Genomic DNA, 13,395 nt, shown 5'->3' with positions numbered 1-13,395 from the left:
CGGCGTCCGGTCAAATCCCGCCGTGACCGCGGCGAGCGGCGCGGCAGCGTTCCCCGACCGTGGCACCGCGCCGCCTGTCGAGCCGACCCAGGAACGCCCTCGCGGATCGACGGCCCCACTGTCGCGGGGACGGGCGGCCGAGCCCGGCTCCGGCTTGAGGCAGGGACCGCGAGCGTCTAACCCCCGGGGCGCCAGCTTCGTTTGGCGCAGAGCAGACCCTCATGATCCCGATCTCTCGGCGCGCCGCCGCCGTCCAGCCGTTCCTCGCGATGGATGTCATGGCCGCCGCCGCCGCCAAGGCGCGGGCGGGCAGCGACGTGGTTCGGATGGAGGTCGGCCAGCCTTCGGCGCCGGCGCCACGGGCTGTGATCGCGGCCGCGCAGACGGCGCTCGCCGCGGGCCGCGTCCCCTACACCGAGGCCCTGGGCCTGCCGTCCCTGCGCGCCCGCATCGCACAGGACTACGCGGAGCGGCACGGCGTCGCGGTGAGCCCGGAACGGGTGGTGATCACCACCGGATCCTCGGCCGGCTTCGTGCTCGCCTTCATGAGCCTGTTCGATTCTGGTGCCCGGGTCGCCGTGCCGCAGCCGGGCTATCCGGCCTATCGCAGCATCCTGGCCGCCCTCGACCTCGTGCCGGCGCCCATGGTGCTGCGCGCCGAGGACCGCTTCGCGCCGACCGCCGCGCTCCTGCGCGAGACCCACGCCCGCGCGCCGGTCGCCGGGGCGCTGGTGATGAGCCCGGCCAATCCGTCCGGCACGGTGATCACGGCGGGCACCCTACGGGATCTCTGCGCGGCGGCGCGCGGCCTCGGCCTGCCGCTGATCTCCGACGAGATCTATCACGGCCTCAGCTACGGCGAGCCCACGGTCACGGCCCTGCGCTTCGACCCCGACGCCGTCGTGATCAACTCGTTCTCGAAGTATCACTGCATGACCGGCTGGCGCGTCGGCTGGATGGTCGTGCCGGAGGCGCTGGTCCGCCCGATCGAGCGGCTGGCGCAGAACCTCTACATCTCGGCGCCGTACCTGTCGCAGCTCGGCGCGCTGGCGGCCTTCGACGCCACCGAGGAGCTCGACGCCGTCCGCGACGGCTACGCCCGCAACCGCGCGATCCTGCTGGACGCGCTGCCGGGCCTCGGCCTCGGCCGCGTGCACCCGGCCGACGGCGCCTTCTACCTCTACGCGGACGTCTCGAACCTGACCAACGACGCATCGGATTTCTGCCGGCGCATGCTCGACGAGGCGCACGTCGCGGCGACGCCCGGCCTCGACTTCGACCCGGACGTGGGCAACCACCACGTCCGCTTCTCCTTCGCGGGCTCGGAGACCGAGTGCCGCGAGGCGGCGGCGCGGCTGAAGGCGTGGCTGCGCTGAGAGGTCAGGCCGCCGGCACGAGCGCGCCGACCGCCTCGGCCAGCTCCGAGAAGTGCTCGATCACCCGATCGGGCCCGAGCTCGGCCACCGGCCGGTCGGTGTAGCCGAAGGTGACCGCCACCACCGGGATGCCGGCAGCCTTGGCGGTGTCGATGTCGGTCCGGGAATCGCCCACCATGACGGCGCGGGCCGGATCGCCGCCGGCGCGCTCGATCGTGCCGGTCAGGTGGCGAGGGTCGGGCTTGGATTGCGGGAAGGTGTCCCGGCCGCAGATCGCCGCGAAGCGGTGGCCGATCCCCAGGAGGCGCAGCAGCTCGACCGACTGCCCCTCGTACTTGTTGGTGCAGACCGCCAGCTGGAAGCCCGCCGCCTCGAGGGCGTCGAGCGCCTCGACCACGCCCGGGAAGAGGTGGGAGGTGTCGGCGAGATGCGCCCCGTAATGGTCGATGAAGGCGTCGAACAGGCGGTCGTGGTCCTCCGGCGAGAGCGGCCGCCCCTCGACCTCGAAGCCCCGCCGGATGAGCGCCCGGGCGCCGGCGCCGATCAGCCCGCGCGCCTGCGAGAGGGGCAGCTCGGCCAGCCCCTCGCGCTTCATCAGCACGTTGAGGGTGCCGATGAGGTCGCCCGCGGTCTCCGCCAGCGTCCCGTCCAGGTCGAACACGGCGATCGGGGGCTTGCGCGTCGGTTCGGTGGACATGCGTCGGGGGCTCCGTGCTCGGCGGGATCGCGAATGGCGTCGCTATCGGGGCCGACGACCCGGGGCAAGCCGACCGGCGCGGCACGGCGGACGCGCGGATCGTCTCACCGGGCGCCCCAGACTCGCCCGAAAGCGCAGCGAAACGCAGCGCGTACCAGCCCCGGGACCCGCGATGAAACTCTCCCTGCCCCTCCTGGCCGCCTGCGCCGCGCTGCAAGCCCTGCCGGCGGCCGCGACCTCCTTCGAGTTCGTCCCCGCTCCGCAAACCGACCTGAATCGGATGTACAGGGTCGACAAGGTGACCGGGGAGGTGACCTCCTGCCAGTACGGGCTCCAGGAGACGGCGGGCGGCATCGGCCAGACGGTCTGCTTCGGGCCGGGGGAGGGCGCAGGGCCGCAGACCCCGTCGGAATACGGACTGGTCGCGAGCCGACACACCCGCGAGGCCGGCGTCTTCCGGGTGAACTACCGGACCGGCGAGATGAGCATCTGCTTCGTGCTGGTGAAGAAGGAGCAGGTCGTCTGCACCCAGCAGGGCAAACCGGGCGCCGAGGGCGCGTCCGACGCGCCGCTCACCGGTCCGGCCCCCGGTCGCGCCGGCGCCAGCGCCACCCCGACACAGGGCGGCCGTCCGTGACGCGGCCGTGCGGGCGCGGGCGTTCCGGTCGGCCCGGTCCCGTGCTACGGGCCGCCCGACGCTCACGGAAAGACCGGCTGCCCATGACCCGCGCTCCCTCGCTCCCCCTCGCCGACCGGGCGGTGTCCCGGTGAGCGGGCCGGACCTGCGGCGGGCCGCGGCCGCCCGCGCCCTCGACCTCGTCGAGCCGGGCATGCGACTCGGCCTCGGCACCGGCTCCACGGCGGCGGCCTTCGTGTCGCTCCTCGGCGAGCGCGTCCGCGCCGGCCTCGACATCGTCGGCGTCCCGACTTCCGAGGCCACGCGCGCGCAGGCCGAGAGCCTGGGTATCCGCCTCGCGACCCTGGACGAGCAGTCCGAGCTCGACCTGACGATCGACGGCGCCGACGAGGTCGACGACCGTCTGCGCCTGATCAAGGGCGGCGGCGCGGCGCTCCTGCGCGAGAAGATCGTCGCCTGCGCGAGCCGCCGCATGGTGGTGATCGCCGACGCGGCCAAGCACGTGGCACGGCTCGGCGCCTTCCCGCTCCCGATCGAGGTCAATCCCTTCGGACTCAAGGCCACGCACCGGGCCGTCGAGGCGGCGGTCGCGGGGGCCGGCTGCTCCGGTGACGTCCGGCTGCGCGCCTGGACCGATGGCAAGCCCCTGGTCACCGACGGGGGCCATTACATCCTCGACGCGCGCCTCGGCGCGATTCCCGATCCGGAGGCCCTCAGCGGCGCCCTCTGGGCCGTGCCCGGCGTCGTCGAGCACGGCCTGTTCCTCGGCATCGCCGACGCCGCGATCCTGGCGGCGGCGCGGGACGGGCAGGCCGAGGTCACCGTTCTCGGCAGCCTCGCCTGAGGCGCCGCCCTCCATCGCCGGCCATCCTCGCAAGAAAGTCCAGCATGTCCCGTCGCCTCACCGCCGTGCCAGGCCTCGCGCTCAGCCTCGCGCTCGGCCTCGCGCTCCTGGCGCTCCCCCACGCGGCGGCCGCGCAGCCGCAGAAGGCCGGGTCGGCCAAGCCGGCGGCGCAGCCGAGCGCCCCGGCCCCTGGCACCCCCGCGGCCAACGGCCCGGCCGCGGCCACCTACACGCCGGCCCACCTCGCCCTGGCCCGCGAGGTGATGCTCAGCTCCGGCATCGCCCGGTCGTTCGACTCGGTGCTGCCCGCCTTCGCCGACCAGATCCGCAAGCAGGCCGTCACCCGCCCCGAGCTGTCCAAGGATCTCGACGAGGTCCTGGCCTCGCTGCAGCCGGAGATGGAGCTGCAAAAGCAGCGCATGATCGACATCGCGGCGCGCACCTACGCGTCGAAGTTCTCCGAGACCGAGCTGAAGGAGATCGCGACCTTCTTCCGCTCGCCCGCCGGCAAGCACTACGTCGAGGCGCAGCCGCAGCTCCTCGACGAGATGGTGCAGGAGATGCAGGACTGGACGCAGGACGTCTCGGAGTACGTCATGGTCCGCGTCCGCGCCGAGATGGGCAAGCGCGGGCACCAGCTGCAGTGAGGGCGGCCGCTCTTGCGGGCCGATGGCCGTGAGAGTTCGTCCGTGAGCGCGGCCGGCCGCATGTACGCGGCGGGCGGCGCGCTCCTCGCGGCCATGCCACTCGCCATGGTGCTCGCCAACCGGTCGAGCCCGCTGGTCGTCGGGCTGGCAGCACTCGCCTTCCTGGCCGGGCGCTGGGCGGAGAACGCGTCCGCCCTGCGCGGCGCGCTGCTGAGGCCGCTGCGGACGCCGCTCGCCGTTGCGGCGCTCGCCTTCCTGGCCTGGACGCTGATCTCCCTGGCCTGGAGCCCGTTCCCCGACGCCTCCCTGCGGGTGCTGGGCGAGTTCCTCCCGACGCTGCTCGCCGCGTACCTGCTGGCCTGCCTGGCGCCCGGCCGGATCCCGGCCTTCGCGCCGCGGCTCGGCGCGATCGCGATCGGGCTCGCAGGCCTCGTGATCGCGGTGGATCTCGCCTCCGGTCTCGCCCTGGAGCGCGCGCTCGGGCGCCGGGTCGCCGCCTTCGTGCACAACCGGCCCGCCCTGACACTCGACCTCGTGGCCGGCCCGCTGGCCCTCGTCCTCTGGAAAGGCCGCGCGCGCGGCCTCGCCGCCGCGACCCTCGCCTTGGCGGGCCTCGGCGTGCTCCGCTCGATCAGCGGCGCCGCCCAGCTCGGCCTCTTGGCGGGCGCCGCGATGGCCACCCTGGCGCGGCTGCTGCCGCCGCGGGTCGGCCTGGGCCTCGCCGGCCTCGGTCTCGGTCTCGCGGTGGCGCTGGCCCCGGTCGAGGGCGACCTCCTCGCCCGCGCCATGCCGGAGGCCGCCCACGAGCGCCTCGTCCAGTCATCGTCCCGGGCCCGGGTCGCGATCGCGCGCAGCTTCGGGGCCGCGGTGGCGGCCGATCCCTGGCGCGGCGCGGGCGCCGGCACCAGCGCGCGCTTCGCCGAGACGCCCGTGGCGCGGACGGTGCCGCCCGAGATGCGCGTCCTCCTCGGGGTCGGGCACGCGCACAACAGCTTCCTGCAGGTCTGGGCCGAGCTCGGCCTGCCCGGCGCGATCCTCGCGGCCCTGACGCTGCTGCTGCTGCTCGCCCGGATCGCGCCCCTGCCGCGGCCGGACCGCGCCGCGGCCCTCGGCCTCGTGGCCTGCGCGGCGGCGATCGCCTTCGTCGAGCACAACGGCTGGGCCGCGTGGTGGACGGCGGGGCTCGGCGCTGCCATCACCTGGATGCGCGCGGCCTCCGCGGCCGGCGCGCCCGAGAGATCCGAGCGGGACGGTCCGGCATGAGCGTGTTCGACGTCGACCTCTTCGTCATCGGCGGCGGGTCCGGTGGTGTCCGCGCGGCGCGGATCGCGGCCGGGTACGGCGCGCGGGTGATGCTGGCCGAGGAGTACCGGGTGGGCGGCACCTGCGTGATCCGCGGCTGCGTCCCCAAGAAGCTGATGGTCTATGCCGGCCGCTTCGCCGACGAGTTCGAGGACGCCGCGGGCTTCGGCTGGACCTTGGAGAAGCCCCGCTTCGACTGGGGTACCCTCAAGACGCGGCGCGACGCGGAGGTGACCCGGCTCGAGGGAATCTACGACGCCAACCTGATCCGCGCCGGCGTCGAGATCGTGCCCGAGCGGGCGGTGATCGAGGATCCCCACACGGTCCGCCTCGTCGCGTCCGGCCGCGCGGTCCGCGCCGAGCGGATCCTGGTGGCGGTCGGCGCGCATCCCGTGAAGGAGCCGGCGGTACCGGGAATCGACCTGGCGATCACCTCTAACGAGGTGTTCGAGCTGGAGAGCCTCCCGGAGCGGATCCTGGTGATCGGCGGCGGCTACATCGCGGTGGAGTTCGCGGGCGTCTTCGCCGCGCTGGGCAGCCGCACGACGCTGCTGCACCGGGGCGACAGGTTGCTGCGCGGGTTCGACGACGAGATCCGCGACGCCCTGGCCGAGGCCTACGGCCAGCGGATGGACCTGCGGCTCGGGCGCACGCTGCGGCGCGTCGAGCGCCGGGACGACGGGCTGTGCGCGCAGCTCGACGACGGCAGCGAGATCCCGGTGGATCAGGTGCTCGTCGCCACGGGCCGGCGGCCGAACGTCGAGGGCCTCGGCCTCGACCGGGTCGGCATCGCGACCGACGCCGCCGGCGCGATCCCGGTCGATGCCTACTCGCAGACCCAGGTCCCGTCGATCTACGCGGTGGGCGACGTGACCAACCGCGCCAACCTGACGCCGGTGGCGATCCGGGAGGGCCACGCCTTCGCCGACACGGTCTACGGCGGCAGGCCCGCCTGCGTCGATCATCGCCTGATCCCGACCGCGGTGTTCTCGACCCCCGAGATCGGGGTCGTCGGCCACAACGAGGCGGCCGCCCGCGCGATCTACGGCAGGATCGACGTCTACAAGGCGCGCTTCCGCCCGATGAAGGCGACCCTGTCCGGCCGCGAGGAGCGGATCCTCATGAAGGTGCTGGTCGACTGCGCCAGCGACCGGGTAGTGGGCGTCCACATCTTCGGCCACGATGCCGGGGAAGTGATCCAGGCGGTGGGGATCGCGGTCACCATGGGCGCCACCAAGGCGGATTTCGACCGGACCATCGCGGTCCACCCGACCGCCGCCGAGGAACTCGTGACCATGCGGGTCCCGGAAGTCACCAAGCACCCGGTCGGCGTCGGCTGAGACCTCCGCGCGGCCGGGGCTCGACGCGGTGCTTGACCGAGCCATATCAGGGGCATGGGCAAGCAGGGCACCGGCAAGGGACGACGCGAGGACGACGCGCACGCGCGGCGGCAGGCAATCATCGACGGCCTGCTGGAGGACGCCCTGCGGCCGGCCTTCCACCGGCCGCCGAGCCACGAGGCCCTCTCGCCGGACATCCGGCAGGCGATCGACCGCCTCCTCGCCAAGGCGGAGGCGCAGCGCAGCCGCAACCTGACCTACGACGACTTGGAGGAGGCGCTGCCGCCCCGGGACGTCTCAGCCGAGGATCTGGAGGCGATCTTCTGGATCCTGGCCGAGCACGGGATCGAGGTCGAGGACGGCGAGGCCTGACGCGAAACTTGGCGCGAGACCTGACTTCGGGACGCGCCTGCCCCCCGTCGCGCGGCACTCGCATGTCCGCGGGAACCTCTCTATAAGCCGCGCTTCGCGCGTAGGGCGCGATCGCACGAAGGGGTGCGCGGAGAGAGGTCATGGGCGAGCGTTGGACACCGAAGAGCTGGAGGCATCTGCCGATCGAGCAGGTCCCGGCCTATCCGGACGCCACCGCCCTGGGTGCCGTCGAGTCGCAGATCGCGAGCTTTCCGCCGCTCGTTTTTGCCGGTGAGGCCCGCAAGCTGAAGGCGTCGCTCGCGCGCGTCGCCGCGGGCCAGGCCTTCCTGCTCCAGGGTGGCGACTGCGCGGAGAGCTTCGACGAGCACTCCGCCGACAACATCCGCGACTTCTTCCGGGTGTTCCTGCAGATGGCGATGGTGCTGACCTTCGCGGGCGGCTCGCCGGTGGTGAAGGTCGGGCGCATCGCCGGACAGTTCGCCAAGCCGCGCTCGTCGCCGACCGAGACCCTCGACGGCGTGAGCCTGCCCAGCTACCGCGGCGACATCGTCAACGGCATCGGCTTCTCGGAAGAGGCGCGGGTTCCCGATCCCCGCCGGCAGCTCGAGGCCTACCGGCAGTCGGCCGCGACGCTGAACCTGCTGCGCGCCTTCGCCACCGGCGGCTACGCGAACCTCGAGAACGCGCATCGCTGGATGTTGGGCTTCGTGAAGGACTCGCCGCAATCCTCGCGCTACCAGGACGTGGCCGGCCGTATGACCGACGCGCTCGACTTCATGCGGGCGATCGGCATCAACCCGGAGACCCATCCGGAGGTGCGGACCACCGACTTCTACACCAGCCACGAGGCCCTGCTGCTCGGCTACGAGGAGGCGCTGACCCGCGTCGATTCGACGACCGGCGACTGGTACGCGACCTCCGGCCACATGCTGTGGATCGGCGACCGGACCCGGCAGCCGGACCACGCCCACATCGAGTACGCCCGCGGCATCAAGAACCCGATCGGCCTGAAGTGCGGCCCGTCCATGAAGGCGGACGGCCTGATCCGGCTCATCGACCTGCTCAACCCGGAGAACGAGCCGGGGCGCCTCAGCCTGATCTGCCGCTTCGGCGCCGACAAGGTCGGCGACCACCTGCCGGCGCTGATCCGGGCGGTCGAGCGTGAAGGCCGCTCGGTCGTGTGGATCTGCGATCCGATGCACGGCAACACGATCCCGGCCGGCCGCTACAAGACCCGGCCGTTCGAGCGGGTCATGCAGGAGATCGAGGGCTTCTTCGGCGTCCACCGGGCCGAGGGCACCTTCGCGGGCGGCATCCACCTGGAGATGACCGGCAAGGACGTGACCGAGTGCACGGGCGGCGCCCGGGCGCTGACGGCCGACGACCTGCAGGACCGCTACCACACCTACTGCGACCCGCGCCTCAACGCGGAGCAGGCGCTGGAGGTGGCGTTCCGCACGGCCGAGCTGGTGAAGGCCGAGCGCAGCCACGTGGAGCGTCCGCGCCTCGACGCCGCCGAGTAGGGCCGATCTCCGGACTGGGCATCCGACCGGCTATCGACGCGCGCTGCCCCTGCGCGGGGGCGGCGCGCACCGCCGGACGCCGCGGCGTTCAGGCGATCGCCCGGAGCGCGCCGTTCCAGCGACGGATGACCGAGGCGACCTCCGACACGGGGACGGCGCGGCTGAACAGGTAGCCCTGGACCTCGTCGCAGCCCTCGGCGCGCAGGTGCGCGAGCTGCGCCTCCGTCTCGACGCCCTCGGCGGTCGTCGTCATGCCGAGGCTGGCGCCGAGGCCGATCACCGCCCGCACGATGAAGTCGGTCCCGTCCTTCACGCACAGGTCGCGCACGAAGGACTGGTCGATCTTGATCTTGTCGAACGGGAACGAGCGCAGGTAGCTGAGCGACGAGTAGCCGGTGCCGAAATCGTCCATCGCCACGCGCACGCCGAGCGCGCGCAGGCTGTGCAGGATCGCCGTCGTGGCTCCGGGATTGGCCACCAGCACCGTCTCGGTGATCTCCAGTTCCAGACGCCGGCCCGGCAAGCCGGTGCGCCGCAGCGCCTCGCGCACGGCGGTGACGAGGCTCGCCGAGGTGAACTGCACCGCCGAGACGTTGACGGCGACCTTGAGTTCGTCCGGCCAGCGGGCGGCCTCCTCGCAGGCCCTTCGCAGAACCCACTCGCCGAGCGGCACGATGAGCCCGAGTTCCTCGGCGATCGGGATGAACTCGGCCGGCGAGACGAAGCCGCGGACCGGGTGGTTCCAGCGCAGCAGCGCCTCGAAGCCGCAGATCCGGTCCGTCTCGAGGCTGTAGATCGGCTGGTAGTAGACCTCGAACGCCTCCCGGGCGAGGGCGTCGCGCAGGTCGCGCTCCATGATCCGCCGGGCCATGAGGCGGGCATCCATGGCCGGCTCGAAGAAGCGGAACGCCCCGCGCGCCTCGGCCTTGCCCCGATCGAGGGCGACCTCGGCGTTCTTCAGCAGCTTGTCCGCGTCCGACCCGTCGCTCGGCGCGAGGGTGATGCCTATGGTGAGCCCGACGCTGATCGTGTGGTGGGTGAGGCTGTAGGGCGCGGCGACGACCTCGATGATGCGGCGCGCGAGGACGGCGGCATCCTCGGGCCGGTCGACGCCGCGCTGAACCACGATGAACTCGTCGGCCCCCAGGCGGGCGACGCAGTCGATTTCGCGCACGCAGGCGGTGAGCCGGTTGGCGACCGCGACGAGCAGCTCGTCGCCGATCCCGTGGCCCAAGGTCTCGTTGACCGGCCGGAAATCGTCGAGGTCGATGGCGAAGACCGCGAAGCCCTGGTCGCGCCCGGCCTGCGCCGCGGCCACGTCAATCTGCTGACCCACCGCCACCCGGTTGGGCAGGCCGGTCAGCATGTCGTGATGCGCCATGAAGGCGATGCGGGCCTCGGCCCGGCGGCGCTCGGTGACGTCCTCGTAGGTGGCGACGAAGCCGCCATCGGCGGCCTCGCGCCGGTCGATGGCGACGATGCGGCCGTTGCTCAGTTCCTGGAAATGCGTCTGCCAGGCGCCGTTGCTGAAGGCGTCCCGCTGCTGCCGCAGCAGGGCCTCGAGATCGCAGCCGGGATGGTTGCCGGCCGCGAGGCTGGCGCTCAGGACATCGAGCGCCGTCATGCCGGGCACGACCGCGCCGGGCGGCAGGCCGTAGATCTCGCTGTAGCGCCGGTTGACCACCATCAGCCGGCTCTGCGCGTCGTAGAGGCAGAGCCCCTGGGACATGGTGTCGAGGGCCGCGTCGAGGCGCAGGTTGGTCTGCGTCAGGCGGTGCTCCTGCTCCTTGAGCACGCTGATGTCGCTGCACACCGCGATGAAACCGCCCTGCCGGGTGGCGCTGCGGCTCACCCGCAGCCAGCGGCCGTCGGCCAATCGAATGTCGCCGTCCCGGGCCAGGGCCTGGAAGCAATCCTCCAGGACCTTCCAGCGCGGGTCCCGCGGCGCGTCCGCACGCCGCGTCGGGGACAGACCGGCCTCGATGGCGGCGTCGAGGCCTTCGAAGAAGCGCAGGGCCTGCGCGTTGGCCAGGGCGATCCGGCCTTCGGCATCGACCACCACCACGCCTTCCCGCGACGTCTGCAGCGCGTCCGTCACCAGCGACTCGGCGCCCCGTCGCTGGCTCACCTCGCGCAGCGTCAGCGCCCGGATGGTCGACCGCATCCCCGCGACGGCGTCCAGCAGCCTGCTCAGGCCGTCGCGACCGCCGGTGGGGATCCGATCGTCGAACTGACCGCCCGCGATCCGTTCGGCCGCCTCCGCGGCCGCGCTCACCGATCCGCCGATGCGGCGGGTGAGCAGCCAGGCGATCAGCCCGCAGGCGATGATCACGAGGGCCGCCGCGGCGGCGTGCCACCGGATCACGCCCAGCACGCGCTGCCGCGCCGCCTGCCGGAAGGTGAATCCGTCGCCGGCCACGACGTTGATCAGGAGATCGATCTGGCCTTCGACGGCGTCGGCCTGTCGTTCAAGGGCCGCCGTTTGCTCCGGCCGCACCGTCACGGGGCCGAGTTCGCGGCGCAGGCTCTCCCAGGACGCCACGCCGGCCTGGACGGCCTCGACCGTCCGCGCCGCCCGCTCGGACCGGGCCCGCTCGGCCGCGATGATGAGGTCCTCGGTCAGAACCGCCGAGAGATCGGTGATGTCCGAATCCCGCTTCGCCACCTCGGCACCGTCGCGGGACTGCATCCGCCGGATGAGGGCCGTGCGCATCTTGGCGAAGTCGGCTGCCGCCGCGCGGGCGAAGCTGATCGACGTCAGGGATTCGTCGTAGGTCCGGGTAACGAGCCCGCCGACTTGCGCGATCGCCAGACCCGCCGAGAGCGCGAGCGCGCCCAGGAGGAGGCCGACACAGAGGAACGCGACGCCGACCGCGGCTCGGATCGTCGTGACCCGGCCCGTCAGCATCACGGCCGCGCGAGAACGCCCTACTCGGTCTCCGCAATCCGTCGGCGTCTCGGGGTCTCGCATCGCACCGGTCGCTGGGTCACACGTTCGGCCAGCGATAAATGGCACATGTTAAGAGGCAATTAGTCGGCAGCCTTGCGGTTTCAGACCAGTCGCGCACGACTGGCGCGCAGCAATCGGCAGATCCCGTCCGGTCGACCGGACGATCTCGAAGATCTCCGGCACCGCGTTTCTGCCGGCGGGCAGATCCTGACGGCCGAGCCTGCGTTTTCATCTCGACCGGCGCGCATTTCAGCACCGGACGCGGACGGGCCGCGCGGGCGGGATGCTCGTGTCCCCATCGCGAAACCGGCGTCTCGACCGGTATCCGACGCTCCAGGGGCCGTATCCGCAGACGCGTACGCGCGGATCAGCCGGCAATCACCGCTGGGCCGAGCGGAGCGGTCCGGGCGGGGGCGGTGATGTCAGCGGCTCGACCGACTGGCCGTCGCGCAGATCCGGCGCGGGGCTGTAGATGATCCGGGTGTCGGCCGGCAGGCCCGATTCCAGCTCCAGCGTGCGCCCGAGATCGCGCCGCACGCGGATCGTCCGCCACGTCACCCGGTCGTCGTCGCTCAGGGTGGCGACCCTGAGGTCGTTGCCGCGGAACACCGTCGCCTCGGCGGGAATCGTCACGCCGGGCTCGGTCCGGGGGATTTTGAGGGTGACGTAGGCGTAGAGCCCGGCCCGCAGCGACCGGTCGGCGTTCGGGACATCCACCTGCGTGGTCAGCGTGCGCGACGCCGCGTTCAGCGCGACGGAGCTGCGCTCCACGAAGCCGTCGAAGCGCCGCCCCGGCATCTGCGGCACGGTGATCTCGGCCCGCACGCCGGGTTTGACGCCGACGGCGTCCTTCTGCGGCACGTTGACGGTGATGCGCAGCAGGCTGTCCTGATCCATGCTCAGGAGTGGCGTGCCGCCGTTGTCGGCGCGCACGAGATCGCCGACATCGACGTTGCGCACCGTCACGACCCCGTCGAACGGCGCCACGACCCGCTCGAAGGCGGTGAGCGCCTTCAGGCGGTCGACCGCGGCCTCCTGCGCCTTGATGTTGGCGGTGGCGACCTTCACGCCCGCCTCGGCGGCGGCGAGCGCGGCGGCCTGGCTGAGCACGCCCGCCTGGGTGTTGTCGGCGTTCTGCCGCGAGGCCCAACCCTGGACGGCCAGGGTGCTGGTGCGATTGTTGGTAAGGTTGGCGAGGTTGACGTTGGCGCGGGCCTGCTCGACCTGCGCTTGCGCCTGGAGCAGCTGCGCCTTGAGCTGGCCGACCTGCGCCTCGGCCTGGGCGAGTTGCTGGTCGAGATCCGGCGCGGCGATGCGCAGGAGGAGGTCGCCCGCCTTGACCCGGGATCCGATATCGACCCGGCGTTCGGCGATGTAGCCGGTGGCGCGCGCGGCGATCGCCGCCGTGGTGAAGGCCTGCATCTCGCCGGGGAGCACGAGATCGAGGAGGCCCTCGGCCCGCTCGGCCGCCACGGTGCGCACCTGCGGCACGAGGGTCTTGATCCGCTCCAGCGTCGCGGCCGCCTCCACGTCGCGCTGCCAGTGGCCGTAGGCACCCCAGGCGAGCAGGCCGAGTCCGGCGAGGCCGACTAGCAGGAACGGGGCCTTGCCGGGCGGCGGAGGGACGTCCGCGCCCGCGTCGTGCGCCTTCATCGATCGGCTCTCCGCCCCGGACGTACGGCCGGGTCACCGCGAAGGTAGCGGCCG

At 72.8% G+C, this 13,395-nt stretch carries 11 protein-coding genes; 8 read left to right on the top strand and 3 right to left on the bottom strand.

Annotated elements, in window-relative coordinates; translation table 11 throughout:
- Positions 1-221: 221 nt before the first annotated feature.
- On the top strand, positions 222-1,376 hold the full coding sequence (locus tag LOK46_RS14685) for a pyridoxal phosphate-dependent aminotransferase (RefSeq protein ID WP_273564439.1): 1,155 nt from the start codon (positions 222-224) through the stop codon (positions 1,374-1,376).
- 4 nt (positions 1,377-1,380) lie between these two features.
- On the opposite strand, the gene gph is transcribed toward LOK46_RS14685, so the two are convergent.
- Positions 1,381-2,073, bottom strand: a complete 693-nt coding sequence (gene gph, locus LOK46_RS14680; RefSeq protein WP_273564438.1) for a phosphoglycolate phosphatase — start codon at positions 2,071-2,073, stop codon at positions 1,381-1,383.
- Between the two features lie 172 nt (positions 2,074-2,245).
- Here gph and LOK46_RS14675 point away from each other — a divergent pair, with 172 nt between their 5' ends.
- The 7 genes from LOK46_RS14675 (at position 2,246) to LOK46_RS14645 (ending at position 8,738) form a co-directional block, all read left to right on the top strand.
- Positions 2,246-2,710, top strand: coding sequence for a hypothetical protein (locus LOK46_RS14675; RefSeq protein ID WP_273564437.1), 465 nt, complete (start codon positions 2,246-2,248; stop codon positions 2,708-2,710).
- A 130-nt stretch (positions 2,711-2,840) separates the two neighbouring features.
- A complete protein-coding gene (gene rpiA / locus LOK46_RS14670; RefSeq protein WP_273564436.1) occupies positions 2,841-3,554 on the top strand; it encodes a ribose-5-phosphate isomerase RpiA in 714 nt (237 codons plus the stop codon).
- A 44-nt stretch (positions 3,555-3,598) separates the two neighbouring features.
- Positions 3,599-4,201, top strand: a complete 603-nt coding sequence (locus LOK46_RS14665) for a DUF2059 domain-containing protein (protein WP_273564435.1) — start codon at positions 3,599-3,601, stop codon at positions 4,199-4,201.
- A 60-nt stretch (positions 4,202-4,261) separates the two neighbouring features.
- A complete protein-coding gene (locus LOK46_RS14660) occupies positions 4,262-5,464 on the top strand; it encodes an O-antigen ligase family protein (protein WP_273564596.1) in 1,203 nt (400 codons plus the stop codon).
- Entirely contained in the window at positions 5,461-6,843 is a 1,383-nt protein-coding gene (gene gor, locus LOK46_RS14655) for a glutathione-disulfide reductase (protein ID WP_273564434.1), read from the top strand. Before LOK46_RS14660 ends, gor begins: the two co-directional genes overlap by 4 nt.
- 54 nt (positions 6,844-6,897) lie before the next feature.
- Positions 6,898-7,215: an RNA polymerase sigma factor region1.1 domain-containing protein gene (locus tag LOK46_RS14650; RefSeq protein ID WP_056528894.1), complete on the top strand. Its 318-nt coding sequence runs from the start codon at positions 6,898-6,900 to the stop codon at positions 7,213-7,215.
- 140 nt (positions 7,216-7,355) lie between these two features.
- Positions 7,356-8,738, top strand: a complete 1,383-nt coding sequence (locus tag LOK46_RS14645; protein WP_273564433.1) for a class II 3-deoxy-7-phosphoheptulonate synthase — start codon at positions 7,356-7,358, stop codon at positions 8,736-8,738.
- 88 nt (positions 8,739-8,826) lie between these two features.
- On the opposite strand, the gene LOK46_RS14640 is transcribed toward LOK46_RS14645, so the two are convergent.
- Both LOK46_RS14640 and LOK46_RS14635 read right to left on the bottom strand, forming a co-directional pair.
- Entirely contained in the window at positions 8,827-11,709 is a 2,883-nt protein-coding gene (locus tag LOK46_RS14640) for an EAL domain-containing protein (RefSeq protein WP_443192889.1), read from the bottom strand.
- A 357-nt stretch (positions 11,710-12,066) separates the two neighbouring features.
- Positions 12,067-13,341, bottom strand: coding sequence for an efflux RND transporter periplasmic adaptor subunit (locus LOK46_RS14635; RefSeq protein WP_273564431.1), 1,275 nt, complete (start codon positions 13,339-13,341; stop codon positions 12,067-12,069).
- Positions 13,342-13,395: the final 54 nt, after the last annotated feature.

Origin of the sequence: Methylobacterium sp. NMS14P (assembly GCF_028583545.1) — a bacterium.
Lineage (GTDB): Bacteria > Pseudomonadota > Alphaproteobacteria > Rhizobiales > Beijerinckiaceae > Methylobacterium.
Note: the sequence above shows the minus strand (reverse complement) of the source record. Positions and strands in the feature narration are given on the sequence as shown.

What these genes read in the sequence shown, in the direction of transcription:
- LOK46_RS14685 (WP_273564439.1), top strand. Translation starts at nt 222, where the DNA reads ATGATCCCGATCTCTCGGCGCGCCGCCGCCGTCCAGCCGTTCCTCGCG.
- gph (WP_273564438.1), bottom strand. Translation starts at nt 2,073, where the DNA reads ATGTCCACCGAACCGACGCGCAAGCCCCCGATCGCCGTGTTCGACCTG.
- LOK46_RS14675 (WP_273564437.1), top strand. Translation starts at nt 2,246, where the DNA reads ATGAAACTCTCCCTGCCCCTCCTGGCCGCCTGCGCCGCGCTGCAAGCC.
- LOK46_RS14665 (WP_273564435.1), top strand. Translation starts at nt 3,599, where the DNA reads ATGTCCCGTCGCCTCACCGCCGTGCCAGGCCTCGCGCTCAGCCTCGCG.
- LOK46_RS14660 (WP_273564596.1), top strand. Translation starts at nt 4,262, where the DNA reads ATGTACGCGGCGGGCGGCGCGCTCCTCGCGGCCATGCCACTCGCCATG.
- gor (WP_273564434.1), top strand. Translation starts at nt 5,461, where the DNA reads ATGAGCGTGTTCGACGTCGACCTCTTCGTCATCGGCGGCGGGTCCGGT.
- LOK46_RS14650 (WP_056528894.1), top strand. Translation starts at nt 6,898, where the DNA reads ATGGGCAAGCAGGGCACCGGCAAGGGACGACGCGAGGACGACGCGCAC.
- LOK46_RS14645 (WP_273564433.1), top strand. Translation starts at nt 7,356, where the DNA reads ATGGGCGAGCGTTGGACACCGAAGAGCTGGAGGCATCTGCCGATCGAG.
- LOK46_RS14640 (WP_443192889.1), bottom strand. Translation starts at nt 11,709, where the DNA reads ATGCGAGACCCCGAGACGCCGACGGATTGCGGAGACCGAGTAGGGCGT.
- LOK46_RS14635 (WP_273564431.1), bottom strand. Translation starts at nt 13,341, where the DNA reads ATGAAGGCGCACGACGCGGGCGCGGACGTCCCTCCGCCGCCCGGCAAG.